At 71.1% G+C, this 24,619-nt stretch carries 28 protein-coding genes; 15 read left to right on the forward strand and 13 right to left on the reverse strand.

Translation table 11 applies throughout. The features are described 5' to 3' along the window. Positions 1 to 3 precede the first annotated feature (3 nt). Positions 4 to 852 carry a biotin-dependent carboxyltransferase family protein gene (locus ACLJQZ_RS44080; RefSeq protein WP_410627219.1) on the forward strand — a complete coding sequence of 283 codons (849 nt, stop codon included), beginning with the start codon at positions 4 to 6 and terminating at the stop codon, positions 850 to 852. A gap of 98 nt (positions 853 to 950) precedes the next feature. Beyond that, positions 951 to 1,370 carry a hypothetical protein gene (locus ACLJQZ_RS44085; protein WP_326956658.1) on the forward strand — a complete coding sequence of 140 codons (420 nt, stop codon included), beginning with the start codon at positions 951 to 953 and terminating at the stop codon, positions 1,368 to 1,370. Here the strand turns inward: ACLJQZ_RS44085 and ACLJQZ_RS44090 are convergent. Beyond that, positions 1,349 to 2,197: an aminodeoxychorismate lyase gene (locus tag ACLJQZ_RS44090; RefSeq protein ID WP_410627221.1), complete on the reverse strand. Its 849-nt coding sequence runs from the start codon at positions 2,195 to 2,197 to the stop codon at positions 1,349 to 1,351. The genes ACLJQZ_RS44085 and ACLJQZ_RS44090 overlap by 22 nt on opposite strands. A 133-nt stretch (positions 2,198 to 2,330) precedes the next feature. Here ACLJQZ_RS44090 and ACLJQZ_RS44095 point away from each other — a divergent pair, with 133 nt between their 5' ends. From ACLJQZ_RS44095 to ACLJQZ_RS44105, 3 genes are read left to right on the forward strand one after another with little or no spacing between them, the layout of a single operon-like run. Further along, positions 2,331 to 3,461, forward strand: a complete 1,131-nt coding sequence (locus ACLJQZ_RS44095) for a YgfZ/GcvT domain-containing protein (protein ID WP_410627223.1) — start codon at positions 2,331 to 2,333, stop codon at positions 3,459 to 3,461. 49 nt (positions 3,462 to 3,510) lie between these two features. Beyond that, positions 3,511 to 4,077, forward strand: coding sequence for an aerial mycelium formation protein (locus ACLJQZ_RS44100; protein ID WP_410627225.1), 567 nt, complete (start codon positions 3,511 to 3,513; stop codon positions 4,075 to 4,077). Then, entirely contained in the window at positions 4,074 to 5,009 is a 936-nt protein-coding gene (locus tag ACLJQZ_RS44105; RefSeq protein WP_410627226.1) for an asparaginase, read from the forward strand. Before ACLJQZ_RS44100 ends, ACLJQZ_RS44105 begins: the two co-directional genes overlap by 4 nt. Here ACLJQZ_RS44105 and ACLJQZ_RS44110 read toward each other — a convergent pair whose 3' ends face one another. Continuing rightward, positions 5,010 to 5,906, reverse strand: coding sequence for a hypothetical protein (locus ACLJQZ_RS44110; RefSeq protein WP_410627228.1), 897 nt, complete (start codon positions 5,904 to 5,906; stop codon positions 5,010 to 5,012). Between the two features lie 207 nt (positions 5,907 to 6,113). On the opposite strand from ACLJQZ_RS44110, the gene ACLJQZ_RS44115 reads away from it, so the two are divergent. From ACLJQZ_RS44115 to ACLJQZ_RS44125, 3 genes are all read left to right on the forward strand, one after another. Continuing rightward, positions 6,114 to 6,302 carry a DUF3073 domain-containing protein gene (locus ACLJQZ_RS44115; protein WP_247059144.1) on the forward strand — a complete coding sequence of 63 codons (189 nt, stop codon included), beginning with the start codon at positions 6,114 to 6,116 and terminating at the stop codon, positions 6,300 to 6,302. A 110-nt stretch (positions 6,303 to 6,412) separates the two neighbouring features. Further along, complete coding sequence (locus ACLJQZ_RS44120; protein WP_410627230.1) at positions 6,413 to 7,267, forward strand: 3-hydroxybutyryl-CoA dehydrogenase; 855 nt, start codon at positions 6,413 to 6,415, stop codon at positions 7,265 to 7,267. A 93-nt stretch (positions 7,268 to 7,360) separates the two neighbouring features. Continuing rightward, a complete protein-coding gene (locus tag ACLJQZ_RS44125) occupies positions 7,361 to 8,296 on the forward strand; it encodes an alpha/beta fold hydrolase (protein ID WP_410627231.1) in 936 nt (311 codons plus the stop codon). Here ACLJQZ_RS44125 and ACLJQZ_RS44130 read toward each other — a convergent pair. The 4 genes from ACLJQZ_RS44130 to ACLJQZ_RS44145 all read right to left on the reverse strand — a co-directional run bounded on the left by ACLJQZ_RS44130 (position 8,272) and on the right by ACLJQZ_RS44145 (position 12,665). Continuing rightward, the gene (locus tag ACLJQZ_RS44130) at positions 8,272 to 9,120 is read right to left on the reverse strand and encodes an ECF transporter S component (protein WP_410627233.1); all 849 of its coding nucleotides are present in this window, start codon (positions 9,118 to 9,120) and stop codon (positions 8,272 to 8,274) included. The two genes, ACLJQZ_RS44125 and ACLJQZ_RS44130, sit on opposite strands and share 25 nt — an antisense overlap. Before the next feature lie 247 nt (positions 9,121 to 9,367). Beyond that, positions 9,368 to 10,966, reverse strand: coding sequence for an ABC transporter ATP-binding protein (locus ACLJQZ_RS44135; RefSeq protein ID WP_410627234.1), 1,599 nt, complete (start codon positions 10,964 to 10,966; stop codon positions 9,368 to 9,370). Further along, positions 10,963 to 12,042, reverse strand: a complete 1,080-nt coding sequence (locus tag ACLJQZ_RS44140) for a CbiQ family ECF transporter T component (RefSeq protein WP_410627236.1) — start codon at positions 12,040 to 12,042, stop codon at positions 10,963 to 10,965. The genes ACLJQZ_RS44135 and ACLJQZ_RS44140 overlap by 4 nt, the downstream gene beginning before the upstream one ends. Next, the gene (locus tag ACLJQZ_RS44145) at positions 12,039 to 12,665 is read right to left on the reverse strand and encodes a hypothetical protein (protein ID WP_410627238.1); all 627 of its coding nucleotides are present in this window, start codon (positions 12,663 to 12,665) and stop codon (positions 12,039 to 12,041) included. Before ACLJQZ_RS44145 ends, ACLJQZ_RS44140 begins: the two co-directional genes overlap by 4 nt. 77 nt (positions 12,666 to 12,742) lie before the next feature. Here ACLJQZ_RS44145 and ACLJQZ_RS44150 point away from each other — a divergent pair, with 77 nt between their 5' ends. The 3 genes from ACLJQZ_RS44150 (at position 12,743) to ACLJQZ_RS44160 (ending at position 15,507) form a co-directional block, all read left to right on the forward strand. Next, on the forward strand, positions 12,743 to 13,654 hold the full coding sequence (locus ACLJQZ_RS44150) for a Gfo/Idh/MocA family protein (RefSeq protein WP_410627240.1): 912 nt from the start codon (positions 12,743 to 12,745) through the stop codon (positions 13,652 to 13,654). Between the two features lie 265 nt (positions 13,655 to 13,919). Further along, a complete protein-coding gene (locus tag ACLJQZ_RS44155) occupies positions 13,920 to 14,579 on the forward strand; it encodes a VanZ family protein (protein WP_410627242.1) in 660 nt (219 codons plus the stop codon). Positions 14,580 to 14,754: 175 nt separating this feature from the next. Continuing rightward, positions 14,755 to 15,507: a GNAT family N-acetyltransferase gene (locus ACLJQZ_RS44160; protein ID WP_410627244.1), complete on the forward strand. Its 753-nt coding sequence runs from the start codon at positions 14,755 to 14,757 to the stop codon at positions 15,505 to 15,507. Positions 15,508 to 15,511: 4 nt separating this feature from the next. On the opposite strand, the gene arfB is transcribed toward ACLJQZ_RS44160, so the two are convergent. From arfB to ACLJQZ_RS44190, 6 genes are all read right to left on the reverse strand, one after another. Then, the gene (gene arfB, locus ACLJQZ_RS44165; protein ID WP_410627245.1) at positions 15,512 to 15,943 is read right to left on the reverse strand and encodes an alternative ribosome rescue aminoacyl-tRNA hydrolase ArfB; all 432 of its coding nucleotides are present in this window, start codon (positions 15,941 to 15,943) and stop codon (positions 15,512 to 15,514) included. A gap of 48 nt (positions 15,944 to 15,991) precedes the next feature. Further along, complete coding sequence (gene purM / locus ACLJQZ_RS44170) at positions 15,992 to 17,062, reverse strand: phosphoribosylformylglycinamidine cyclo-ligase (protein ID WP_410627247.1); 1,071 nt, start codon at positions 17,060 to 17,062, stop codon at positions 15,992 to 15,994. A gap of 39 nt (positions 17,063 to 17,101) precedes the next feature. Beyond that, entirely contained in the window at positions 17,102 to 18,631 is a 1,530-nt protein-coding gene (gene purF, locus ACLJQZ_RS44175) for an amidophosphoribosyltransferase (protein WP_410627249.1), read from the reverse strand. Positions 18,632 to 18,750: 119 nt separating this feature from the next. After that, positions 18,751 to 19,059, reverse strand: coding sequence for a hypothetical protein (locus tag ACLJQZ_RS44180; protein ID WP_326951706.1), 309 nt, complete (start codon positions 19,057 to 19,059; stop codon positions 18,751 to 18,753). After that, complete coding sequence (locus ACLJQZ_RS44185) at positions 19,046 to 19,285, reverse strand: DUF397 domain-containing protein (protein WP_247059172.1); 240 nt, start codon at positions 19,283 to 19,285, stop codon at positions 19,046 to 19,048. Before ACLJQZ_RS44185 ends, ACLJQZ_RS44180 begins: the two co-directional genes overlap by 14 nt. A gap of 251 nt (positions 19,286 to 19,536) precedes the next feature. Continuing rightward, positions 19,537 to 20,415: a helix-turn-helix domain-containing protein gene (locus ACLJQZ_RS44190; protein ID WP_410627251.1), complete on the reverse strand. Its 879-nt coding sequence runs from the start codon at positions 20,413 to 20,415 to the stop codon at positions 19,537 to 19,539. A 165-nt stretch (positions 20,416 to 20,580) separates the two neighbouring features. Between ACLJQZ_RS44190 and ACLJQZ_RS44195 the strand changes: the two genes are divergently transcribed. Further along, the gene (locus tag ACLJQZ_RS44195) at positions 20,581 to 21,414 is read left to right on the forward strand and encodes an SAM-dependent methyltransferase (protein WP_410627253.1); all 834 of its coding nucleotides are present in this window, start codon (positions 20,581 to 20,583) and stop codon (positions 21,412 to 21,414) included. Between the two features lies 1 nt (position 21,415). On the opposite strand, the gene ACLJQZ_RS44200 is transcribed toward ACLJQZ_RS44195, so the two are convergent. Then, the gene (locus tag ACLJQZ_RS44200; protein WP_410627254.1) at positions 21,416 to 21,796 is read right to left on the reverse strand and encodes a sterol carrier family protein; all 381 of its coding nucleotides are present in this window, start codon (positions 21,794 to 21,796) and stop codon (positions 21,416 to 21,418) included. 56 nt (positions 21,797 to 21,852) lie between these two features. Here ACLJQZ_RS44200 and ACLJQZ_RS44205 point away from each other — a divergent pair, with 56 nt between their 5' ends. The 3 genes from ACLJQZ_RS44205 to ACLJQZ_RS44215 all read left to right on the forward strand — a co-directional run bounded on the left by ACLJQZ_RS44205 (position 21,853) and on the right by ACLJQZ_RS44215 (position 24,610). Next, positions 21,853 to 22,560, forward strand: a complete 708-nt coding sequence (locus ACLJQZ_RS44205) for a type VII secretion system-associated protein (protein WP_410627279.1) — start codon at positions 21,853 to 21,855, stop codon at positions 22,558 to 22,560. Positions 22,561 to 22,673: 113 nt separating this feature from the next. Beyond that, positions 22,674 to 23,468: a lysozyme gene (locus ACLJQZ_RS44210; RefSeq protein WP_410627256.1), complete on the forward strand. Its 795-nt coding sequence runs from the start codon at positions 22,674 to 22,676 to the stop codon at positions 23,466 to 23,468. Between the two features lie 266 nt (positions 23,469 to 23,734). Beyond that, positions 23,735 to 24,610 (forward strand): lysozyme, encoded by an 876-nt coding sequence (locus tag ACLJQZ_RS44215; protein ID WP_410627257.1) that lies wholly within the window; start codon positions 23,735 to 23,737, stop codon positions 24,608 to 24,610. The last annotated feature ends 9 nt before the right edge of the window (positions 24,611 to 24,619 follow it).

Consider the following 24,619-nt stretch of genomic DNA (forward strand, 5'->3'; position numbering starts at 1 on the left):
TCCATGGAAGTCGTTTCGCCCGGCCCGTACGCGCTCGTCGAAGACCTCGGCCGGCCCGGTTACGCGCACCTCGGCGTGGCGCCGTCGGGTGCGCTCGACACCGCGTCGCTGCGGCTGGCGAACCGGCTCGTCGGCAATCCCGAGCATCTGGCCGGCATCGAAGCCCTGCTCGGCGGGCTTTCGGTGCGCTTCACGGCATCGGCGACGGTGGCGGTGACCGGCCCCTCGGTCCCGGTCGAGGTCGACGGCCGTTCCTTCGGCTCCCACGCGCCGGTCTTTGTCGGAGCCGGGCAGACGCTCGTCTTGGGCACGCCCGGTGCCGGGTTGCGCTGCTACCTGGCGGTGTCCGGCGGGATCGACGTCGAGGAGGTGCTGGGCAGCCGTTCCCGGGACGTCCTGTCCGGCATCGGCCCTTCGCCGCTGCGTTCCGGTGACGTCCTGCCGCTCGGTCCAGCGCGCGGGGTTCCGGCGGGCGCTGATGTCGTCGCCCCGGCCGCGGCGCCCGCGAGCCTGGTGATCCCGGTGACTTCGGGCCCTCGCCACGACTGGCTGGAGTCCCCGGCCGAGGGCCTGTCGGCATGGTGGACGGTGACGTCCGAGTCGAACCGCGTCGGCCTGCGCCTGGACGGCACCCCGCTGCGCCGGGCCGCGGCGTTCGCCGAGGCGGAGCTGCCCAGCGAAGGCGTGGTCACCGGCGCGATCCAGGTGCCGCCGAGCGGCCTGCCGGTGGTTTTCCTGGCCGACCACCCCACCACGGGCGGCTACCCCGTCGCAGCGGTGGTCCGGACCGCCGGCCTGAGCGCACTCGCCCAGGCGCGACCCGGCACCCGAGTGCGCTTCCGGGTGACGTGAAAGGTCTGTACCGCCACGCGGGTGAGACCCGGATCACGCGGTGCACCCGTCCGGGTAGCGCCCGGAACCATGTCGCGCCGCCGCCCGTCCAGATAGCTGTGGAACAGGTGACGATCAGCGGTGGCACGGGTTTCCTGGACGTGAACGTGCGCGCGCGGGCGGAGCTGCCCCAGGCGTTGCGGATCGCGCTCGCCACCGGGCAGCTGCGGCGTCCGCTGGCCACCACGCTCGGCCCGGTGCTCGACCTGCTCGTCGACGGCGACTACCGCGTCAGCGGTCCGGAACGCCTGCCGGACGAGGTGTCCCTCACCCCGACCGACACCTGGCCGCCGTCCGACGAGGCGCGCGTCGGCTACTACCGGACCGCGATCCGCACCGGCCACCGCCCGGTCGCCGTGGTCCTGGCCGACGGCGAGCGCGAGCTGATCCTCGACGGCCACCACAAGATCGCCGCCTACCGCGCCGAAGAGATCGCGCCCGCGGTCGTGCGGATCGCTCAGGCGTACTCGGCCTCGTAGGCCGCCACCAGCTCCGCGTACACCGCCGACGAGTCGGGCAGCAGCACACCGTCCAGCGTGTGGACGCGCGTCAGCTTGCGGACCGACGAAGCCATGAACACGCCGTCCCCCGCCACCAGGTCGGCCACGCGCAGCGGCTCCACCTTGACCGCCCAGCCGGCCTTCTCGGCGCCGCGGAACAGCGCGGCCTGCGTCGTGCCCGGCAGGATGCCGACGCTCGACGGCGGCGTGAAGAGCGTCCGCCCCTTCGCCAGCACCACGGTCGACGTCGGGCCTTCGAACACCGAGCCGTCGGCGGCGGTGAAAATCACATCTTCGGCGTCCCGGCGGCGGGCTTCGCGCAGCGCGGCCATGTTCATGGCGTACGACAACGGCTTCGCGCCCAGCAGCAGCCACGGCGCGCGCTCGGCGAGGTCCGGCGGGAAACCGCGTTCCAGGGTGACCGCGGCGACGCCCTCGGCGCGCGCCTTCAGGATCGACGGCGCGACCTCCGAACCCAGCGCGAAACCGGTCGGCACCGCGGCGGGATCGCCGTCGGAACCCCTGGTGTACACCAGTTTCAGCACCATTTCGGGACTACCGGTCCAGTGTTCGAGCACCAGCGAGACGACCCGCTCCCAGGCCGCGAGATCGGGCTCCGGCAGGTCGAGCATGGCCGCCGACCGCGCCAGCCGGTCGAGGTGCGGCCGCAGCTCCCGGGGCTTCCCGTCGACCACGAGGATCGTCTCGAAGACGCCGTCGCCGCGGGTCAATCCGAGGTCGTCCACCTTGATCTGGGCGGTGTCCGGGTCGGCCAGGGTTCCGTCGAGGAAGACGAGCACGCGCATTCCAACACGGTACTGTGCCGACCGGTACTGACCCGACCACAGTCACGCCGAATGGCTTTGCGGCAACGGTCACGTGCCGTGCGGGGTGTCGGCCTGCTTTTGGCCGGATCAGTACTCGCCTAGGCTGGGCGGTATGCCGTACCGCTCGCCGCTGCTGGACGTGCCCGGATCCATCCCCCCGCCCGACGACCACCCCGAAGCCGGCGTCCCCTGGCACTGGGGAGACCCCTTCGCGGAGCAGCGCACCGCGACGCGTGGCGTCGTCGTGATCGATCGGTCACACCGCGAAGTCCTGGCCGTGACCGGCGAGGAGCGGCTGTCGTGGCTGCACCTGGTGATCTCGCAGCACGTGACCGAGCTCGCCGAGGGGTCCGGCACCGAGGCGCTGGTGCTCGACAGCCAGGGCCGGGTCGAGACGCACATGGTGCTGGCACACCTCGACGGCACCGTCTGGCTCGACGGCGACCCGGAACCGCGTGTGACCAGTGCGCTGCCGAAGGGCGGCCCCCAGACGCTGCGCGAATACCTCGAAGCCATGAAGTTCTGGTCCAAGGTGGACATCCGCGACGCGACCGACGAGCTGGCCCTGCTCACCGTGCTCGGCCCGGACAGCGAACGCGTGCTGAGCGCGGTCGGCGCCGAGGTCGGGCCGGAGCCGTACGCGGTCGTGGCGCTGCCCGGTGGCGGCTTCGCGCGGCGGATGCCGTGGCCCAGCCGGTTCAGCGTCGACCTCGCGGTGCCGCGCGCCGAGCTCGCCGGCTGGTGGAAGAGGCTCACCGACGCCGGTGCCCGCGCGGCCGGGAGCTGGGTGTTCGACGCCTTGCGCGTCGAGTCGCTGCGGCCGCGGCTGGGCGTCGACACCGACGATCGCACGATCCCGCACGAGGTGGGCTGGGTCGGTTCGGCCGCGCACGTCGCGAAGGGCTGCTACCGCGGCCAGGAGACGGTGTCGAAGGTGCACAACGTCGGCCGCCCGCCGCGCAACCTGCTGCTGCTCCACCTGGACGGCTCCCCCGAGATCCGGCCGGAGCCCGGCGACCCGGTGCTGCTCGACGGCCGCACGGTCGGCCGCGTCGGCACGGTGATCCAGCACCACGAGCTCGGCCCGATCGCGCTGGCCCTGGTCAAGCGGTCGACGCCGGTGGGTGCCGAGCTGCTGACCGGCTCCGAGGACCAGCTCGTCCAAGCCTCGATCGACCCCGACTCCGTGCCGTCGGAGCTCCCGGCGCCCGGGCGGACCGCGGCGGCGCAACTTCGTGGCTGATCGAAAACCCCTGACAGCAGGATCACGCCCAACCGGGATAAACTGCGCTGTGATCGAAGTGCGGCCCGGCGGCAGGCGGCGGATCGACCGCGTGCTCGGCCCGGGATACCTCAGCGGCTTGGGTGACCTGCCGTTGAAGGTGCTCCGCGAGCGGCGCGACGAAGCCGCCCAAGAAGAGACCGATCTTTCCTACTTGCGCAGGCTGCTGCACGCCCGGATCGACATCGTCCGCGCCGAACAGACCCGGCGCAGCTCCGGCGGCGAGTCCAGCATCGTCGACCAGCTGGCCACGATCCTCGCCGACAACGCGCTGGGCCCGGCCGCGGGCTCCGGACGGCACCAGCAGCTGGAGCCCTCACGCGCCGGTGAGCACCGCCGGCACGCCGAGGCGCTGATCGGCGACACCGACCTGACCGACGTCGGTTCCCTGACGGACGACAAGCTCGCCGCCGCTTTGGACACCTACGCCAGCGAAGAGCTTTCGGTGTCGTCGTTCCGGCGCGAGGTCCAGAACGTCATGGACACCTTGAACGCGGAGATCGCCCAGCGCTACCAGCAAGGTTCGGCCACTGTGGACGAGCTGCTCGAGAGCGAAGGCGGGCACGAGGTTCAGTGACCAACCCCGTCCTGGCCGAAGTAGTCCGTTCCGATTTCGTCGAAAGCGTCCACCGCGGCGCGCTCGTGGTGACGGGCCCCGAAGGCGACGTCCGGCTGGCGCTCGGCGACGTCACCTCGCCGGTCTTCCCGCGTTCGTCGAACAAGCCGTTGCAGGCCGTCGGCATGCTGCGGTCCGGACTGGACTTCACCGGCGAGGACCTGGCGCTGGCCTGCGCGTCCCACTCCGGCGAGCCCCGGCACGTCAAGGGCGTGCTGGAGCTGCTGCAAGCGGCGGGCCTGACCGAGGACGACCTCGCGTGCCCGGCCGACTTCCCGCTGCACGTCCCGAGCATGCGCGACGCCGCCGAGCCGCGGCGCGTGATGATGAACTGCTCCGGCAAGCACACCGGCATGCTCACCACCTGCGTCCGGGCCGGCTGGCCGACCGCGGGCTACGAGGCGCCGGACCACCCGCTGCAGCAGGCGATCGCCGCCGCCGTCACCGACCTGACCGGCGAGCCGATCGCGCACACCGGCGTCGACGGCTGTGGCGCGCCCCTCTTCGCGTTCTCCCTGACCGGGCTGGCCCGCGCGTTCGGCCGGGTCGGCAGCGCCGCCGACGGTCCCGAACGGACGGTCGCCGACGCGATGCGCGCCCACCCGTGGCTGGTCGCCGGCACCGGGCGCGAGGACACCGAGCTGATGTCCGCCGTGGACGGTCTCGTCGCGAAGGGTGGCGCCGAGGGCGTCCAGGCCTTCGCGCTGCCGGACGGGTTCGCGGTGGCGCTGAAGATCGACGACGGCGCGAAGCGGGCCTGCGCGCCGCTGGCCGTCGAAGCGCTGCGGTTCCTCGGCGTGGACGTCTCCGGCCTCGACGAGCTCGCCCACGGCTCGGTGCTCGGCGGCGGCCGTCAGGTCGGCGAGATCCGGGTGCCGGAGCTGCGCGGCTAGCTAGTTGGCGCGTTCCCGCGAGGCCAGATCGCCCCAGAACTCCCGCAGGTCGGAGAACAGTTCGGCGAGCTCCTCGACGTTGCCCGTGCGCAGCGCGTCCAGGATGTCGTGGACCTCGTCGGCGGTGGTGTCGGCTTCGAGGATGGGGTCCGCGAACAGCTGCACGAGGCCGCCGTAGTCGAGCTCGACGATCGAGTCCGCGTGGAAGTTGTCGAGCCAGCGCCGCGTCTCGAACAGCACCCGGCCCGGCCCGGAGTCGCCGAAGGTCTGTTCCAGCAGGTCACCGGCCTCGCGCGCCCGGTGCTGGGCGTCGGCGAGGGTGCTCCGCCAGGACAGTTCGCGCTTCGGGTCGTCGCGGCCGGAGCCCAGCACGAGCTTGCGCGCCTCCGGGTCGACCAGCACGAACCACGGCAGTGGGACGGTCCAGGTGGTCGACAGCGTGTGCGCGGCGGAGGTGCTGAGGTCCGACAGCGCGGACTTCGTGCGGGCGCGGATCGTGTCCTGGGTGAAGCCGGCTTCGTCGAGGATGACGTTCTTCAGCGCCGGGTGCGCGTCGCCGAGGAAGGTCACCAGCGCGGCGGCCGAGCGGGCGCGCAGCTCCAGCGGGCAGACGAACGGGCCGTGCACCCGCTGGGCGGCCGGCACGTCGGCCGGATCGAGCACCAGGACGTCGGTCTGCAGGCTGGGCGCGGCCTTGCCGTTGGCGAGCTCGGCGGGCAGCAACCGGCGGGGCGCGGCGACTTGTGACTTGAGCCACATGGCCTGCTCGCGGGCGCCCGCGTCGGTCCGCCCCAGCTTGGCCGCCGCGACGGCCGCGCGCAGCCGATCGTCGAGCGGCTCGCCCAGGGCGAGCAGGGGTTCGTACACCCGCAGATAGGCCACGAAGGGACGGAGCACGAGTAGATCGTGGCACGCCGACCTGCGCCGATCGTCACCGACCGGCCGGTAACCGGTGTCCGGCGGACACTGTCACCACCGGCACACCGTGCCACGTCGCATCGAACCCCCCGGACACGGTACGGTGTCAGCAGGAAAGAATTGTCGAGACGATGCGGGGCCGCCGATTCCCCCGGCCGCCCCGCCCCTGTGCGAGGGGGTCGAGCCATGGGGCGCGGCCGGGCTAAGGCCAAGCAGACGAAGGTGGCGCGCGAGCTCAAGTACAGCTCGCACGAGACCGACTTCGATGCTTTGCAGCGCGAGCTGTCGACTGGTTCCTCTAGTGGTCACTATGAGGAGCCCGATAGCAATGATCAAGATCCGTACGACGACGGGTACGACGAGTACCGTCGTTGAGCACGCGTAACCGCGCGAGGGCGTAGCTGGACACAACCCGGCGACCGCCCTCGCGCGCTGCGTGCTGCCCAAAACCCTGTGGGCTGCGTAGCGGATGAAGGAGTGAGCCGGTGGTAAGTCGGGTTGGAGTCGTCGGGGCGGGACTGATGGGTTCCGGCATCGCCGAGGTGCACGCGCGGTCCGGATTGGACGTCGTGGTCACCGAGGTGAACCAGCCGGCGCTCGACGCGGGCAAGGCGCGCATCGAGAAGTCGCTCCAGCGCGGCGTCAAGAACGGCAAGCTCTCCACCGAGGACGCCGACGCGGCCCTCGGCCGGCTGCGCTTCACCACGGACATCGCCGAGTTCGCCGACCGCGAACTGGTCATCGAGGCGATCCTCGAGCAGGAGCAGGCGAAGGTCGACGTCTTCCGCCAGCTCGACAAGATCGTCGAGGCGGAGGACGCGCTGTTCGCGTCCAACACGTCGTCGATCCCGATCATGAAGCTGGGCATGGCGACGAACCGCCCCCAGCAGGTGGTCGGCATCCACTTCTTCAACCCGGTGCCGGTGCTGCCGCTGGTGGAGCTGGTGCCCTCGCTGCTGACGAGCGAGGAGACGGCCCGCCGCGCGGAGGACCACGCGACGACGGCCCTGGGCAAGACGGTCATCCGGTCCCAGGACCGCGCCGGGTTCATCGTGAACTCGCTGCTGGTCCCGTACCTGCTGTCGGCGATCCGCATGATCGAGTCGGGCTTCGCCTCGGCGGAGGACATCGACCGCGGCATGGAGCTGGGCACGGCCCACCCGATGGGCCCGCTGCGGCTGTCGGACCTGATCGGCCTGGACACCATCAAGGCGATCGCGGACTCGATGTACGCGGAGTTCAAGGAGCCGCTGTACTCGTCCCCGCCGCTGCTGCTGCGCATGGTGGACGCGGGCCTGCTGGGCAAGAAGACCGGCCGCGGCTTCTACTCGTACAGCTGACCGACCTTCGTCGCCGCACGATCCACTTTCGGTGGTCCGTGCGGCGACTTTGTCGTCTTGGGCCGGACGGCCGAGCTCGCTTGACTGTCAGGCATGCCTGATCCGAGCCGCCGTGCTGCCCTCGCCGCTTCCGCCGCCGGCGTCGCGGCGCCCTCTTTCGCGGGTGCTTCGCCCGCGGACACCACCATGCAACGGCGTCGCGGGGTGACCACCTTCGTCTTCGCCGCGGGCGCCAACGGTGTCTTCGCCGCCCCGAACGAGCTGGTCCTGCGCGGGCACCGCGGCGTCGGCGTCGACCAGCCGGGGCAGCAGTTCCGGCGCTCCTACCAGGCACCCCAGGACCTGGCGGCGTTCGCGACGGAGCCGTCGGCGCTGGCCGGCGTCACGCTCGCCGACCAGGTGGCGGCCACGGTCGAGGTCGTCCGCCGCGCGGCGGCGCACGGCCCGGTGGTCCTGGTCGGCGCCAGCATCGGCGGCGCGGCGATCAGCCTGGTCGCCGACGCCGTGCCGGACCTGATCGACCTGCTCGTCTACGACACGGCGTTCTGCTGCGTCGACCTCGAGACCCCGGACGAGTACATGGCCACCCCGGAGGCGGCCGAGACCCGCGTCGGCGATCTGCTGGGCTTCGCCGCGGCCGACCCGTCGGTGATCGGCGCCGTCCGGTTCAACTGGCGCACGGCGGACCGCGCGTTGCTCGCGAAGGCCAAGGAGGCGTTCGTCGCCGAAGGCACGGACGCCGAGTTCCACGCGTTCCTCAACGCCATGGCCCCCGACGACCTCCTCGGCAAGGGCGCCACCCCGGCCCGCGGCGACCGCGCGAGGTGGGGCCGCGTGCCCCGCGTCTACGTCCGGCACCTGCGCGACCGGATCATCCCCCTGGCCCTGCAGGACCGGATGATCCGCGAGGCCGACGCCGCCACCCCGGGAAACCGCTTTCACGTCATCGACCTGGACACCAGTCACGTCCCGGACGCGGCGAAGCTGGCCGAGCTGGTTGACATCTACGACGGGTTGACGCGCTCCTGATCGAAGACCACGGGCGCGTCGAAGGCCGCCCGCCGCGACGCGCGGCGCAGGACGGCCAGGACGGCCGGCCCCAGCACGAGGATCGCGACCGCGTTGGTGATCGCGCGGCCGGTGTCCCAGCCGAGCGTCGAGGTCAGGACGGTGAAGACGGCGAACCGGTGCAGGTTGTCCAGCAACGGCGCGCCGGGCACGTAGCCGAGGCCCGCGGTGGTGCCGCCGAGCGACGACCCGGCGAGGAACGGCCACGACCACAGGCTCATCAGCAGCCCGAAGAGGTAGGCCGCGACGACGCCGTACGCCACGAGCAGCGCGATCTCGGCCTTCCCACGGGCGCGCGGAAGCAGCCCGGCGCCGAGCCCGATGAGCGACGACGCGAGCATCTGGAACGGCAGCCACGGCCCGACGCCCGCGGTCAGCAGCGCCGAGGTGAACAGCGACGTCGAGCCGAGGACGAACCCGAACCCGGGCCCGAACACCCGCCCGGCGAGCACGAGCAGGAAGAACACCAGCTCGATCCCGCCGGTCCCGGCGCCGAGCGGCCGCAGCCCGGCGTTCACCGCGGACAGGACACCGAGCAGCGCGAGCGCTTTCGCATCGATTCCGCCGCGCGACAGTTCGGCCAGCACGACGAGGATCAGCACGGGCAGGGTCGCCATGAAGACGAACGGCGCATCGGCGGTGTGCGCGGACACACTCGGCGCGGGGTGCGCGAAGAGCGGCCAGCAGAACATGACGAGCCCGAGGATCGCCGCGACGGTGAGCACCAGCGCGGGACGCGGGCGAAGGCGGATGGCCCGGGGCGGCGGGTCGAGGAAGCCGGTCACGTCAGCACCTCGCACGAAGTCGCGCGGGACCGCGCCCGCCCACCGACACCGGCTCGCAAGCCGACCAGCGGTGCGGAGGTGCGCGAAGCAGCTTCGGGCGCGCCCACACACCGCGCCGGATCGACGCGCGACCACCCGCACGAATGCGCGCGGGACCGCGTCCGCCCACGGACACCGGCTCGCGAGCCGGCCGGCGGTGCGAAGGTGCGCGAGGGCGCAGCAGGCGAGCGACGTTGAGTGGCGGACGTCATGACAGGGCTTCCGCTACTTCGTCCACCGTCAGCCACTCCTGCGGCGCCAGCACCTTCGCCACCTGGGGCGCGAAGGCCGGGGACGCGACGATGACCTCCTTCGTCGGGCCGTCCGCGACCACCTCGCCCTCGGCCATGACCACCACCCGGTGGGCCACCGACGCCACGAACTCGACGTCGTGGGTGGCCAGCACGATCGCGTGGCCCTGCGAGGCCAGCTCTCGCAGGATCGCCGCGAAGCGCCGTTTGGCGTGGTAGTCGAGGCCGCGCGTCGGCTCGTCGAGCAGGACCACCGGGGGTGCCGCCGCCAGCTGGACGGCCAGCACCAACGCCAGTCGCTGCCCTTCGGACAGGTCGCCGGGGTGCGCTTCACCGGCGACCGCCGGGGCCAGGCGGTCCAGCAGGGACCTCGCCGTGCCTGCCGTGGCCCCGGATTCGGTGTCGGCCTGTGCGCACTCGGCGTCGACCGAATCCAGGTACAGCAGATCGGCGGGTGACTGCGGGACCAGCCCCACACGCTGACGGGCCGCTCTCGGCTTGAGCGACGCAGGGTCCACGCCGCCGACGTCGACCTTCCCCGCCGACCGCGGACCGCTGCCCTGCACCGCCCAGAGAAGCGACGACTTGCCGGAGCCGTTGCGTCCCATCAGCGTGACGATTTCCCCCGGCCCGACGCGCAGGTCCACCCCACGCACCGCCAGGACATCTCCGTAACGGACCACCACCCCTCTCACGTCCAGTGCTCGACCGGTCACCGAGAGAGTACGACCCACCACCGACAATTCTTGAAGCCGCGATCGCAGCGGCCCCGCGACCCGCCGCGCGTCCCGCACCGACAGCGGCAACGGCGTCCAGCCCGCGAGCCGCCCCAGCTCGACGATCGGCGGCGCGATCTCCGCCGTCGCCAGGATCTCCGCCGGCGGCCCGGACCGCACCGAGCCGTCGCCCGGCAGGTACAGCAGCCGGTCGGCGTACTGGACGACGCGCTCCATGCGGTGCTCCGCGACGACCACCGTGGTCCCGAGGTCGTGCACCAGCCGCGTGATCGCCGCCAGCACCTCCTCGGCCGCCGTGGGGTCCAGCGCGGACGTCGGTTCGTCGAGCACCAGGACCCGCGGGTGCGCCGTCAGCACCGAGCCGATCGCGACGCGCTGCTGCTGCCCGCCCGAGAGTGTCCGAAGTGGACGGTTGCGCAGCTCGGCGATGCCCAGCAGGTCCAGGGTTTCCTCGACGCGCTTGCGCATGACGTCCGGCGCCACCGCCAGCTGCTCCATCGCGTACGCCAGCTCCTCCTCGACCGTGTCGGTCACGAAGCCGGCCAGCGGGTCCTGTCCGACGACGCCGACCACCGCGGCCAGCTCGCGCGGCGGGTGAGAAGACGTGTCCAAGCCGTCGACCAGCACCCGCCCGGCCAGCCGTCCGCCGGTGAAGTGCGGGACGAGCCCGTTGATCGCGCCGAGGAAAGTCGACTTGCCGACGCCGGTCGGCCCGGCGACCAGGCACAGCTCGCCCTCCTCGACCAGCAGCGAGACGTCGGACAGCACCGGCCGCGCGGCGTCCGGGTAGGTCACCGTGACCTGCGAAAACTCGATCACCGGACCACCTCCGACAACGATGGGGGGCGGGGTGCGACGAACGCGGGCAGCGCCCCGAGCAGCAGCGACAACGCCGGCAGCAAGGACACCTCGGGCCAGCTCAGCGGGCTCAGCGACGGGTAGAGGTTCCCCGGATCGACCCGCGCGGAGAAGAACAGCAGCGCGCACGCCCCGACGCCGGACGCGACGACCAGCGTCTCCGGCCGGCGCCACGGGTCCGGCCGGTAAGCCGTCCGCCGGATGCGCCGCCCACCCAGCACGAACCCGGCCGCGGCCACGACCAGCCCGAGGGCCAGCAGCGGCACGCCCAGCCACGACGACGTCCCGTCGAGCACGCCGTAGACGCCGACGCACACGCCGACCAGCCCGCCGAGCACGCAGCCGGCGATCGCCGCGCGCACGCCGGCGCTCAGGTAGGCGCGCCGGCCGTAGCCGCGCGAGTCCATCGCCGCCGCCAGCAGCAGCGAGCGGTTCATCGCGTCCTCCAGCACCGGCACCACGATGCCCTTGACCGCCCGCAGCCCGCGAGTCCGCCCCGCCCGCAGCCGTCGTGCCCGCCGCACGCGCTGGACGCTCTCGACGAGCTGCGGCGCCACCGTGAGCGCCACCGTCACGGCCGTGCCGACCTCGTACAACGCGCCCGGCACGGCCTTGAGCAGGCGTTTCGGGTTGGCCAGGGCGTTCGCCGCGCCAACGCAGAGCACCATGGTCGCCAGCCGGAGGCCGTCGTAGAAGCCGCCGAGCAGCTCCTCCGCCGACGTCGAGCCGAGCAGCGACACCCCGGCCGCGAACGCCGGCAGCGGGATCCGCGGCAGCGTGAACAGGATGTGCCCGCCGTCCTCGCCGCCGATCAGGATCCGGAACAGCACCCGCGTCGCGACGATCACCGCGCCGACGTAGGCGTACAGCCGGAACGCCAGCGCCCACGGCGCGTCACTCCGCCGGTTCGCGACGACGAAGCCGATGACCGCGATGAGCAGGCCCAGCAGCAGCGGGTTCGTCGTCCGGCTGGCCGCGACGGCCAGCGCGAGCGCCCAGACCCACCACGCGCCGGGGTGCAGCGCCCTGCTGGTCACGTCCGGCGACGTCGTGCGGCGCCCCAAGCCGCGCCACCGATCAGCAGGATCGCCGCGATGGCGATGACCACGCCCCACGGGAATGAACTGCTGGTGGCCGCGGGCGCCGGGGACGGGGTCGAAACGGCCTGGCGGACCGGCGCCACCCGAGGCGGCGTCGGCAGGTCGTTGGCCGTCTTCGGCCGGGCGAACGACCAGCCCTCGAACCCGTCGGCCGCCGGCTTCGACGTCTGGGCGCCTTCCTGGCTCGACTCCCACTTGCCGCCGGCCGCGGCGTGCCAGTAGCTCCAGTACGCCGTCGCCGACGGCATGCCCGCGCACGACTCGACGTCCGGGCCCGGTTTGCCGTCGATCCGGCAGGCGATGGCGAGGCCGTACTTCTGCGAGCCCGCGACGTCGATCCCGGCGCCCTGCAGCGCCGCGATGCCGGTCGCGGGGGTGCCAGGGGCGCAGCGGATCAGCGGCTGCGGGGCCAGGTCGCCGAAGTCCACGACCACCGTCACGCCGCCACCGGCCGGGCAGGTGCCGTCCGTGCCCGTCGCCGACGCGGGCGCGGCCCCGGCGAAGCAGGTGGCCAGGAGGAGCAGACAGACCGCGGCGATGCGGGACGGCAGGGTGATCATGCAGGCACTTTAGCCAGGACGACCGCCGTCGCAGGTGCGGTTCCGGCGCGACGCCGACCACACCTAGACTGCGGCCCGTGGGACAGCGCATCGCGGAGGGACAGCTGCGGGTCGGCCTCGTCGGCGCCGGCCCGTGGGCGACGACGGTTCACGCGCCCGGCCTGGCGGATCACCCCGGCACGGCGCTGACCGCGGTCTGGGCCCGGCGGCCGGAGGCGGCGCAAGCGCTTGCGGACACCCACTGCGCGACCGCCGCCGAGAGCATCGAAGACCTGTTCGCGCAGGTGGACGCGGTGGCGTTCGCCGTCCCGCCGTCGATCCAGGCCGAGCTGGGCGTCCGCGCGGCCGAAGCCGGGAAGCACCTGATCCTCGAGAAGCCGATCGCCGCCGACCTGGCGGGCGCGCAGCGGCTGGCCGACGCGGTCGCGGCCGCCGACGTCGCCGCCCTCGTCGTGCTGACCCTGCGGTACTCGGCGCAGACCCAGGAGTGGCTCGCCGGGCTCGCCCAGGCGGGCGGCTGGGCCGGTGGCGGCGCGCGCTGGCTGTCCGGCGCCCTGCTCGGCGGCCGGTACGCGGCCTCGGAGTGGCGTCAGGACGACGGCGGCGCACTGTTCGACATCGGCCCGCACGCCCTCGACCTGCTGGATGCCGCGCTCGGGCCGATCACCGACGTCGTCGCGGCGCGGCGGAGTCCCGGCGACACGTGGCAGCTGATGCTGGCCCACGAGAACAACGTGGTCAGCACCGCCACGCTGGCCCTGCGGCTGCCGGTGCAGCCGACCGTCGTCGAGGTCGCCGTCTGGGGTCAGCACGGCTACCGCACGCTCGGGCGCAAGCCCGGTTCGGCGTCGGAGTCCTACACGGCGTTGCTGGACGACTTCGCGGCGATGATCGCCAGCGGCACCACGGCCCACCCCTGCGACGTCCGCCGCGGCCTGCACCTGCAGGCCCTGATCGAGCGCGCTCGCGAGCTGGCCGGCGAAAAGTAGTACACAGGCACCCCCTGAGAGTTTCCGTTGTGAATCAAGGGGTTTACGAAGCATCCCCCGATTCATCCACAGGGTTGTCCACAGCATCCACTGTGGACAGTGCGCCTCCTGACCGAACCACGGAAAGTTCCGTCGCGCCACCGGAAAGATCACCGAATAGTGCGCCTCCCTCAGCATGCCGAGACGATCTTGTGATGCGAAGGTGATCTTGGGAGGGCCGTTTCCAGCGCACAGAAGATCTTTGGGTGCTCAAGGAGGGAGGCGCATGGAAACCCTGCTGCGCGCCTTCTGGGGGATGATTCCGGTTTCGGCCATCGCGCTGCCGTACGCGCTGCTCGGGTGGCCACTGCTCGCGGCTCGACGACGGCGAAGACTCCCGGCCCGGTACGCGAGCGCGACCGCCGGCGTCGACAGCGCCGCCGTCCTGGTCGCTTTCCTGGTGTTGTGCCTGGTCACGATGCCTGTCGGCGGCTCCGGCCAGAGCACGCTCGACCTCGTCCCGGGCGCCGACATCACCGCCGCGTTCGGCGACGACGGCTCACTCTGGCAGGTTATCGGCAACGTCCTGCTGCTCTGCCCGCTCGGCGCGCTGCTCCCGCTGCGGCTGCGCGGCCTGCGCGCCCTCGTGCGGATCGCACTGGCCGCTCTGCTCGTCTCCGTGCTGGTGGAAGGTACGCAATATCTGATCCACACCGGCCGGGTGACCTCCACCGACGACGTCCTGCTCAACACCACCGGCGCGATCCTCGGCGCCGCGTTGAGCAGGCGCGTTTGGCGCTCACTGGACCCGCCGCCACCACCGCCGGTGGTCATCCCGACGCAGCAGCGCCGCACGGTCTGCGAAGCCCCGACGCTCACCATGCGGGTCCCGCGGTCGGTCTGGGACGCGCGGTACGCCACCATCGCCCACCCCGACCGGCAATAAACCGGGTTGCGGGCCGTGCCACACTTGGCTCTGAAGAGCCCCTTTCGACTCGAGGAATGAACGCCTATGCCTGGCGCCGTCTCCGGCGTCGGCCTCCGCTAGGCCCGACGCCCAGCGATCCACCCGCACTGAGCTGCGGTTCCTTGATGTGCTCGCGAAAGGGCTTCCACCAGCAATGTCCGCTATCCAGACGTATGTCCGCAAGACGGCGCCCCGTGGCCGGGAGACCGAGCAGGTCGGGCCGTTCCTGGCCACCTACTCCCCGGACAACGACCACCCGATGCTCAACTACGCGATCCCGGACGACGGCGCGCGGCCGTCGGCGGCCGAGATCGACGCGCTGACCACGGCGTACCGGCGGCGGGGCCTGCTCCCGCGGCTGGAGTACTTCACCGACATCGCCCCGGACCTGGAGAAACTCCTGGTCGAGGCCGGTTACCAGCTCGAACGGCAGGTGCCGTTGATGACGTGCACGCCCGCCGAGCGGGTCGGCAAACCGGTCCCGGCGGGAGTCCGGCTGCGTGCGCCGGAGTCCGATGACGACATCCGGCGGCTGCGGTCGGCGCAGAACACGGCGTTCGGCGAGTCGCCGGAGGTGCCCGACAAGGAGGTCGAACGTCTGCGGTCCGGCATCGAAGCCGGGGTGCGGCACCTCCTGGCGGAGGACATCGCCACCGGCACGGTCCTCGGCGGTGGCCTCGCGCTCGCGATCGTCGACGGCACCACCGAGGTCGCCGGCATCGCCGTGCTCGAGCCGTACCGCGGCCGCGGGATCGCCGCGGCGATCACCGCCCGGCTCACCCGTGAAGCACACGAGTCCGGCGCGCACACGGCGTTCCTCATCCCCGGTGACCTGGGGATCGGGAACGTCTACGCCCGGGTCGGCTACCAGCCGGCCGGGGAGTGCGTGCACCTCTCGCTGAGCTAGACGCTCAGTCGTTCAAGCGGCCGGAGCGGCCGCGCTTCACGTCGCTCCGGCGCTTCTTCGACGCCAGGCGGCGCTCCTTCGAACCGCGTGACGGCTTCGTGGGGCGTCGCTTGGCGGGCGGTGGGGCCGACGCGTCGCGCAGCAGGTTGGCCAGCCGGCCGCGCGCGGCTTCGCGGTTCTGCAGCTGGGAGCGGTGTTCGCTCGCCGCGATCGTCAGCACGCCGTCGACCAGCCGGCCCTCGAGCCCGGCCAGCACGCGATCCCGCAGGTGCTCGGGGATCGACGGCGACGCGGCGACGTCGAACGACAGCTCGACCCGCGAATCGGTGGTGTTCACGCCCTGGCCACCCGGGCCGGACGACCGCGAAAAGCGCTCGGTCAGCTCGGCTCCCGGGATCGTGAACCGGGAGCCGATCACCACGTCTCCGGCTGCCATGTCACCAGTGTGACAGCCGCGATCAAGTCACTTCTTGAGAGAACGCTGTCAGAAGCGCGGGTGGTCGCCCGAAAGCACGGCGCGCGGGCCGTCGATGTCGTTCGCGGGCTGGACGTCGCCCAGCACCCACGCCGGGACGTGCCGCGCGGTCAGCATGGCCAGCGCCCGGTCGACGTCCTCGGCCCCGACGATCGCGACCATGCCGACGCCCATGTTGAACGTCTTCTCCAGCTCGGCGCGCTCGACCCGGCCGCGGTGGCCGATCAGCGCGAACACCGCCGACGGCGACCAGGTGCCGCGGTCGAGCCGGGCGACCAGGCCGCGTGGCATGACGCGGGCGAGGTTCGCCTCCAGGCCACCGCCGGTGATGTGCGCGAACGTCCGGACCTCGGTCTCCGCGGCCAGCGCGAGGCAGTCCTTCGCGTAGATCCGCGTCGGCTCCAGCAGCTCCTCGCCTAGCGTGCGGCCGAACTCCTCGACGTGGCCGCCGAGCGGCATCCGCGCGATGTCCAGCAGCACGTGCCGGGCCAGGGAATACCCGTTCGAGTGCAGTCCCGACGAGCCGAGCGCCAGCACAATGTCACCCGGGCGGACCTTCTCCGGCGACAGCAGCGCGGACGCCTCGACCACGCCGACGCCGGTGGCCGACATGTCGTAGTCGTGCTCGCCCATCATGCCGGGGTGCTCGGCGGTCTCGCCGCCGAGCAGCGCGCAGCCGGCCTGGACGCAACCCTCGGCGATGCCGCCGACCAGCGCGGCGATCTTCTCCGGGTGCACCTTGCCGACGGCGATGTAGTCCTGCAGGAACAGCGGCTCGGCGCCGGTCACGACCAGGTCGTCGACGACCATCGCGACCAGGTCGATGCCGACGGTGTCGTGCTTGTCCAGCGCCTGCGCGACGGCGATCTTGGTGCCGACGCCGTCGGTGGAGGAGGCGAGGATCGGTTCCTTCCACTTGTCGAGCTTCAGCGAGAAGAGCCCGGCGAAACCACCGACACCGCCCAGCACCTCCGGCCGCGTGGCCCGTTCGGCGTGCGGCTTGAGCAGCTCGACGGCTTGGTCGCCGGCGTCGATGCTGACACCGGCGGCGGCGTACGTGGCGCTCGTGGACTCGCTCACGGTAGAAGGACTCCCAACTGGAAGGACTAGCCGAAGGGGCTAGGGACGCCGAACTGCGTCCTCGGCACCGTACCCGGCCGGGCTGACCGGGGTCGCCGCGCCATTGACCGCGTCGAGGCTTTCCAGCAGGTTCTTGCCGATGAGCGCGTCGTCGGGCAGCGCGATCGGGTATTCGCCGGAGAAGCACGCCGTGCACAGCCGCGACTTCGGCTGTTCCGTCGCCGCGACGAGGCCGTCGAGCGAGATGTAGCCCAGCGAGTCCGCGCCGATCGAGCGGCGGATGCCGTCGAGGTCGACGCCGTTCGCGACGAGCTCGGCCCGCGACGCGAAGTCGATGCCGTAGAAGCACGGCCACCGGACGGGCGGCGACGCGATCCGGACGTGCACCTCGAGCGCGCCGGCCTCGCGCAGCATCCGCACCAGCGCGCGCTGGGTGTTGCCGCGGACGATCGAGTCGTCCACGACGACCAGCCGCTTGCCGCGGATGACGTCGCGCAGCGGGTTCAGCTTGAGCCGGATGCCGAGCTGGCGGATGGTCTGCGACGGCTGGATGAACGTGCGCCCGACGTAGGCGTTCTTCACCAGGCCGGTGCCGTACGGGATGCCCGAGCCCTGCGCGTAGCCGATGGCGGCCGGCGTGCCGGACTCCGGCACCGGCATCACCAGGTCGGCCTCGACGGGCTCCTCGCCGGCGAGCCTTCGGCCGATCTCGACGCGGGTGGCGTGCACGCCGCGGCCGGCGATCGTGGTGTCGGGCCGCGCCAGGTAGACGTACTCGAAGACGCAGCCCTTGGGGTCCGGGTTGGCGAACCGCGACGAGCGCAGGCCCTCGGCGTCGATGGCGATCAGCTCGCCCGGCTCGACCTCGCGGACGAACGACGCGCCGACGATGTCCAGGCCCGCGGTCTCGCTGGAGACGACCCAGCCGCGTTCGAGACGGCCGAGCACCAGCGGGTGCACGCCGTGCGGGTCACGCGCGGCGTACAACGTGTTCTCGTCGGCGAACACCAGGCAGAACGCGCCCTTGAGCGTGGGCAGCAGCTCCATCGCGGCGCCTTCGATGCCCTTGTCGGCGGCGTTCGCGGCGAGCAGCCCGCAGATCAGGTCCGAGTCGCTGGACGAGCCGGTCAGGCCCGCGTGCGGCTTGAGGCCCGCGGCGATGGTGCGTTCACGCAGCTCCGCCGTGTTGACGAGGTTGCCGTTGTGCGCGAAGGACAGGCCGCTGCCGGTCTCGGTGGTGCGGAAGATCGGCTGCGCGTTCTCCCAGATGGTCGCGCCGGTGGTCGAGTACCGGCAGTGGCCGACGGCGATGTGGCCCTGCAGCGACTGCAGGATCTGTTCGTCGAAGACCTGGCTGACCAGGCCGAGGTCCTTGAAGACCACGATCTGGGAGCCGTCGGAGACGGAGATGCCGGCGGCCTCCTGGCCCCGGTGCTGCAGGGCGTAGAGGCCGTAATAGGTCAGTTTGGCGACTTCTTCCCCGGGAGCCCAGACGCCGAAGACGCCACACTCCTCGCGGGGTTCCGGGTCGGGCTGGTCGGAGGACACGAGCTGTGGGTCGGAAACCACCGAGGTGCTCCCAGGAAGACGCGGTCAGGCCGATTTCAGTGTAAACGGTCCGGACATGAGTCAGGCCCCGCCCGGCGTGGTTCTGACCACTTCGGACAGGGCCTGAAGTTCTTCGTGCGCTAGCAGGCATCCGGCAGCGCGAGGATTTCCGTGAGCACCCGGGCTCCGTCACCGCTGCGGCGCCACAGCCACCGCTCGGGTTCGAAGATGTTCTCTTCGGTACCGGGCATGCGCGTCGCCACGACGTCGTCCTCGGCGTTGAGCCGGACCACGTCCACCACGTTGTCGTGCACCCGCACGCCGACGACGGCGAGAACTTCGCCCCGGTCATCGGCGGGGTGGACGAACTGGTAGCCACGGGCGACCAGTTCCTGCAGTCCGGTCTCGATGTCGTAGACGGGAGCGACGGGGGCCTCAGCCGAGGACATCGTCGAACTCACCGTCCTTCGCACCCGCGAGGAACGCGGCCATCTCCGCGCGCGTGTAGACGAGCGCCGGGCCGGTCGGGAAGCGCGAGTTGCGCATCGCGATCTCGCCGGTGGTCAGGGGTGCGACCTCGACGCAGTTGCCGACGGCGCCGCTGTAGCTCGCCTTGCGCCACTGGGCACCGGACAGCCGATCGGCCGGGATGCCGTTCTCGAATCGCTCTGCCATGGTCCCAACCTCTCGATACGGGATACCTGGGGCGGTGCAGATGCATGTGCATTTGCCCGCGTAGATCACGCTAGCACGTGTGCCTGCAGCGGTAAATGCACGTGCAGAATTTCTTGCAAAGTTCTCCCCCAGCGAGGGATCACCTGGTCACACTTCACCTAACGGGTGAGACAAACGTTCTCTAATGGGCGAGTCGCTACGCCTGGTAACCGATCAGCGGGAACCTGTCGATACCGTCGAACGCAGGTCTTCTAGATCTCTTGACGGCGCTTCGCGAGCATGGACCGGCTCCGGTCGGGTGTCTCCGCGTCGACCGCGAGCATGTCCAGCGCCCGGCTGTACTTCTCGATCTCTTCGCGCTTCTCGATGTAGTGCGCGCCGGTGAGGTACTCGACGTACGCGATGTTCGGCAGTTCCGGTTCGCCGAACCGCATCAGCGAAAACGCGTGTTCCGCGGACAGCCCGCTGCGCGAGTACGGCAGGACCTGCACCGACACGTGCGGCAGCGCGCTCATCTCGAGCAGGTATTCGATCTGCCGCTTCAGGACCTTGACGCCGCCGATCGGCCGGTGCAGCACGGACTCGTCGAGCACCATCCAGACACGCGGGGCGTCCGGCCTGCTGAACATCTTCTGCCGCCGCATCCGCAGCGCGACCAGCTGGTCGACCCGGTCGTCGGCCATCTCGGGCCGGCCGTGGCTGAAGATCGCCCGCGCGTACCCCTCGATCTGCAGCAGGCCCGAGACGTAGAGCGGCTCCCAGATCTGGATCCGGGCCGCGGCCTCTTCCAGGCCGACGAGGTCGGTGAACCAGTTCGGCATCGTCTCGCCGAAGCGGCGCCACCAGCCTGGTTCGTTCGACTGCTTGACCATGTCGAGGAACGTCTGGCGCTCGGTGGACTCCTCGACGCCGTACATCGTCAGGAGGTCGGTGACGTCGCGTTCCTTGAAGCCGACCCGGCCCAGCTCGAGGCGGCTGATCTTCGATTCGGAGCCGCGGATGTTGTAGCCGGCCTGCTGCCGCGTGATGCCCGCTTCTTCACGGAGCCGTCGCAGCTGCGAGCCGAGGATCATCCGGCGCGCCGTCGGGCCGATGTTCTGTTCAGCACTGGACGCGTTCACCGCGTTCATTCCCGGACCTTCCGCGCGTCAGTCACCAGGGGGCTCTAGCCCGACTACCGAAAGTACACGTTGGGCCGTCCTGCGCAAAGAGGTGACCCGGTTTACCGCATGCTTGCGTAGTCCTACTCTACGTATGAGTACGAGACTTTCGACACAGAACTTGCGAGGTTCAAGATGCCCGACGCCGCGACCCGGACCGAACGAGTTCCCGTTGGAGTCGACCCGACCCGGGCCAGCATCGCGCGGGTCTACGACGCGTTCCTGCTGGGCAAGGACAACTACGAGATCGACCGGGAGGTCCTGAAGCAGGTGCAGCAGGCCGCTCCCGAAGCGCAGGACCTCGCCTTCGAAAACCGGGGTTTCCTCATCCGCGTGTGCCGGTTCCTCGCGGGCCAAACGGGTATCACCCAGGTTCTCGACCTGGGATCCGGTCTCCCGACCGCCGAGAACACCCACCAGGTCGTCCAGCGGATCAACCCGGAGACCCGGGTCGTCTACGTCGACAACGACCCGGTGGTCCTCGCCCACGGCCGGGCGCTGCTCGAGGAGAACGAGCACACCCACTTCGTCGCCGAGGACATCTTCGAGCCGGCGCGGATCCTCGAGAACGAGATCGTGCGCGAGCACATCGACTTCACGCAGCCGCTGATCATGTTGCAGATGGGCACCTTGCACCACTTCAAGGGCGACCACGACCGGCCGGCGGAGATCATGCGGGAGTACGTCGACGCGCTGCCGTCCGGCTCCTTCGTCGGGCTCAGCCACTTCTTCGACCCGGAGAACGAAGACTCCGCGACCGCGCGCCGCATGGAGGACTTCTTCGTGCACAGCCCGATGGGCTCGGGCACGTTCCGGACGCAGAAGGACATCGAGGCCCTGTTCCCCGGCCTCGAAATGGTCGAACCCGGCGTGACCCTGTGCGCCGACTGGTGGCCGGACGGCCCGCGCCTCAAGGAGCTCAACGTCGCGCAGCGCACCATCGCGGGCGGCGTCGGCCGCAAGCCGTAAGTCAGACGCGGACGAGCGGGAGCCACTGCGCGAGGTCGGCCCGGGTGCCCGAAGCGGACACCCGGCCGTCGGCCACCGCAGTGGTCCAGTCCACTCGGCCCGTCGCGAGTTCCAGCCACGTGCGCGGATCCGTCTCGATCACGTTGGGCGGGGTGCCGCGGGTGTGGCGCGGTCCGTCCACGCACTGCACCGCGGCGAACGGCGGGACGCGGACCTCGACCGTCCTTCCGGGAGCGTCGGCCGCCAGCGCGCGCAGGCTGAGCCGGACGGCGGCGGCGAGCTCCGCGCGGGCCGGGTCGGGCCCGTCTCCCCGCAGCCACGGGGAAATCGCCTGCACCGCCGCACGTAACTGTCCGGGGTCGACCGAACGCGAAGAGGCCATGGGCAAACAGTAGAGTGGCGCACCAAGAGTTTTCCGGCACACCCGAGAACGTGGGGATCACGATGGCGCAGCGGGACGAGGCAGATCGGATGGTTTCGCAGCAGCCAGCCGGAAACGGACCGGATCGCCCCGGCAAGCACGGCAAGCACAGCCGGTCGGCGCGGCGCGGCGGTCAGCAGGCCCGTCGCTCCGGCAAGCACGGCACACCCGAGATCACCGAGGAGATGCGCGCGAACGCGCGCGCCAACCCCGACAGCTGGCTCTACGTCATCGACGAGGCCTTCGACCCGAACGGCCCGGTGCCGTCGTGGGCGGTCGTCGGCGCGTACCCGGTGAACGCCGACGGCGACGTCGTCGCGGACTTCCACCCGAACGACCGCTACCGGCCCTCGCCCAAGGCCCTCGGGTTCCCGGAGCCGTCGAACGACCTCGAGCACCTGCTGCAGCTCGTCCGCACCGAGCACCGGCCGCCGTCGGACCTGCCGAAGATCGTCCTCGACTCGACGCTGTTCGTCTACGCGATGTCGCCGGTGCAGCGCACGGTCATCGGCTTCCACAACACCGACGGCCGGGTCATGGTGCCGGCGTACACGCGCAAGACCCTGGTGCCGCGCGAGTGGCCGCACGCCCGCGCGGTCGTCGGCCGCGACATCGTCAGCCTGCTGGGTGGTCACCCGGTCGCGATCAACCCGCACGACCTGATCACCGCCGTCGTGCCGGCGGAACACCTGGTGAAGGCGCTCGCGGACGAACAGCGGCGCTGACGGCGTCACCCTTCAGCCCCTCACACTTTCGAGTGGCACCGGGTAGCCGATCCGGCGACACGGGTGCATCGTGAGGCTCAATGAGACTCACGGGACTGGTGGGGGGCAAGAGGGTGAAACGACATTCGCTGCCGCTCCTCGCCGCCGCCGCGTTCCTGGTCGCCGGGCAGGCCCCGGCGACCGCCGTCGACCTGTACGAGGGCGCCGAGGACCACTACGCCGGTTCGCAGATCGCCAAGGTCGAAGGGATCGAAGCGCTCCCGGACGTGCTGTACGCGGCCGACGACCAGCAGCTCGGCCACGACGTCAGCGGGCACCAGGGGCCGGTCGACTGGAGCGGCGCGGCCGGGGCGGGCGCGAAGTTCGTCTACGTCAAGGCGACCGAGGGCACCGGCTTCGTCAACCCGCAGTTCGCCCAGCAGTACAACGGGTCCTACGACGCCGGGCTCATCCGCGGCGCCTACCACTTCGCCCGGCCGGACGTCTCCGACGGCGCGTCCCAGGCCCGGTACTTCCTGGCCCACGGCGGCGGCTGGTCGGCCGACGGCCGGACGCTGCCGGGCGCACTCGACGCGGAGTACAACCCGTACGGCGAAACCTGTTACGGCAAGGACGCCGCCGGAATGGTCCGCTGGCTCAGCGATTTCTCCGAGACCTACCGCGCGGCCACCGGCCGGTACCCGACGATCTACACGTCGACGAGCTGGTGGAAGCGGTGCACGGCGAACAACGGCGGTTTCGGTGCCAACCCGCTGTGGATCGCCCGCTACAACACCTACATCGGCGAGCTCCCGGCCGGCTGGACCGTGCACACGATCTGGCAGTTCGCCGACAAGGGGACGCTGCCCGGTGACCAGAACTGGTTCAACGGCGCGGCCGAGCGGCTGCGGGTCCTGGCGCTCGGCTGACCGCGTTTCGCCGGCTACCGGAACGGCCCGGGCGTGCCCGGCCGACCGATCGCGGGCGCGTGCGCTCGGCTGAACGGCGCAGCACATCGGTAATAGGTGTTAACCAGTCACCAATTGATGATCGACTTCCGCAGAAAATCACCCACGCGGATACCCAATTTCACGGAACTGAGTGACAAACCCCGGGTGCGTCGCTAACAATCGTGCTCGGACGGCTACCTGCAGTAAGCCGTCCTCAGCGAGGGTATCTGTGAAGGGATTCAACGATGTCCACTTCCCGAAGAGGGCGGCTGTTCGCTGCCCTGGCCGTCCCCGCCACGCTGCTCCTGCTCGGCAGCACGGTCCAGGCAACGGCCGCCACCATCTCCCCCGAGGTCGACCCGGTGACCGCGATCAACGCGGACATCGCCGTGCACAACCACGACATGGGCTCGCAGATCCGGCGCGTCGAAGGTGACAAGTCGACGCCGAACACGCAGAAGGCGGCGCAGCAGCCGCAACCCGCTCAGGCCATCCCCGGCCAGGTGCTGGCCACGGTGGCCGGCATCGACGTCGCCAGCTACCAGGGCAACGTCGACTGGGCGAGCTGGTGGAACCAGGGCAAGCGGTTCGTCTGGACCAAGGCCACCGAAAGCGCGAGCTACACCAACCCCTACTTCGCCCAGCAGTACAACGGTTCCTTCAACCAGGGCTTCCTCCGCGGCGCCTACCACTTCGCCACCCCGAACACGGCGAGCGGCGCCGCCCAGGCGAACTACTTCCTGGCCCACGGCGGTGGCTGGTCGAGGGACGGCAGGACCCTGCCCGGCGCCCTGGACATGGAGTACAACCCGTACGGCGCCACCTGTTACGGGCTGAGCCAGGCGGCGATGACGTCGTGGATCCTCGACTTCCACGACACCTACCACGCCAAGACCGGCCGGTACCCGGTGATCTACACGTCCCAGAGCTGGTGGAACCAGTGCGTCAGCGCCGACTTCTCCAGCACGGCCCCGCTGTGGGTCGCGCGGTACGCGTCGTCGGTCGGCGCCCTGCCCTACAACTGGGGCTTCTACACCGTCTGGCAGTACACCTCGAGCCCGCTCGACCAGGACACCTTCAACGGCGCCCTCGACCGGCTCCAGGCCCTCGCCAACGGCTGACCCGCACCA

It is taken from the genome of Amycolatopsis sp. cmx-8-4 (genome assembly GCF_046548675.1).
Lineage (GTDB): Bacteria > Actinomycetota > Actinomycetes > Mycobacteriales > Pseudonocardiaceae > Amycolatopsis.

Bases quoted from the DNA above. Each gene is read 5' to 3' on its own strand.
- arfB (WP_410627245.1), bottom strand. From the start codon at position 15,943: ATGGCAGCCGGAGACGTGGTGATCGGCTCCCGGTTCACGATCCCGGGA.
- ACLJQZ_RS44095 (WP_410627223.1), top strand. From the start codon at position 2,331: ATGCCGTACCGCTCGCCGCTGCTGGACGTGCCCGGATCCATCCCCCCG.
- ACLJQZ_RS44160 (WP_410627244.1), top strand. From the start codon at position 14,755: ATGTCCGCTATCCAGACGTATGTCCGCAAGACGGCGCCCCGTGGCCGG.
- ACLJQZ_RS44190 (WP_410627251.1), bottom strand. From the start codon at position 20,415: ATGAACGCGGTGAACGCGTCCAGTGCTGAACAGAACATCGGCCCGACG.
- ACLJQZ_RS44080 (WP_410627219.1), top strand. From the start codon at position 4: ATGGAAGTCGTTTCGCCCGGCCCGTACGCGCTCGTCGAAGACCTCGGC.
- ACLJQZ_RS44155 (WP_410627242.1), top strand. From the start codon at position 13,920: ATGGAAACCCTGCTGCGCGCCTTCTGGGGGATGATTCCGGTTTCGGCC.
- ACLJQZ_RS44125 (WP_410627231.1), top strand. From the start codon at position 7,361: ATGCCTGATCCGAGCCGCCGTGCTGCCCTCGCCGCTTCCGCCGCCGGC.
- ACLJQZ_RS44200 (WP_410627254.1), bottom strand. From the start codon at position 21,796: ATGGCCTCTTCGCGTTCGGTCGACCCCGGACAGTTACGTGCGGCGGTG.
- ACLJQZ_RS44195 (WP_410627253.1), top strand. From the start codon at position 20,581: ATGCCCGACGCCGCGACCCGGACCGAACGAGTTCCCGTTGGAGTCGAC.
- ACLJQZ_RS44145 (WP_410627238.1), bottom strand. From the start codon at position 12,665: ATGATCACCCTGCCGTCCCGCATCGCCGCGGTCTGTCTGCTCCTCCTG.
- ACLJQZ_RS44090 (WP_410627221.1), bottom strand. From the start codon at position 2,197: ATGCGCGTGCTCGTCTTCCTCGACGGAACCCTGGCCGACCCGGACACC.
- ACLJQZ_RS44215 (WP_410627257.1), top strand. From the start codon at position 23,735: ATGTCCACTTCCCGAAGAGGGCGGCTGTTCGCTGCCCTGGCCGTCCCC.
- ACLJQZ_RS44180 (WP_326951706.1), bottom strand. From the start codon at position 19,059: ATGTCCTCGGCTGAGGCCCCCGTCGCTCCCGTCTACGACATCGAGACC.
- ACLJQZ_RS44115 (WP_247059144.1), top strand. From the start codon at position 6,114: ATGGGGCGCGGCCGGGCTAAGGCCAAGCAGACGAAGGTGGCGCGCGAG.
- ACLJQZ_RS44185 (WP_247059172.1), bottom strand. From the start codon at position 19,285: ATGGCAGAGCGATTCGAGAACGGCATCCCGGCCGATCGGCTGTCCGGT.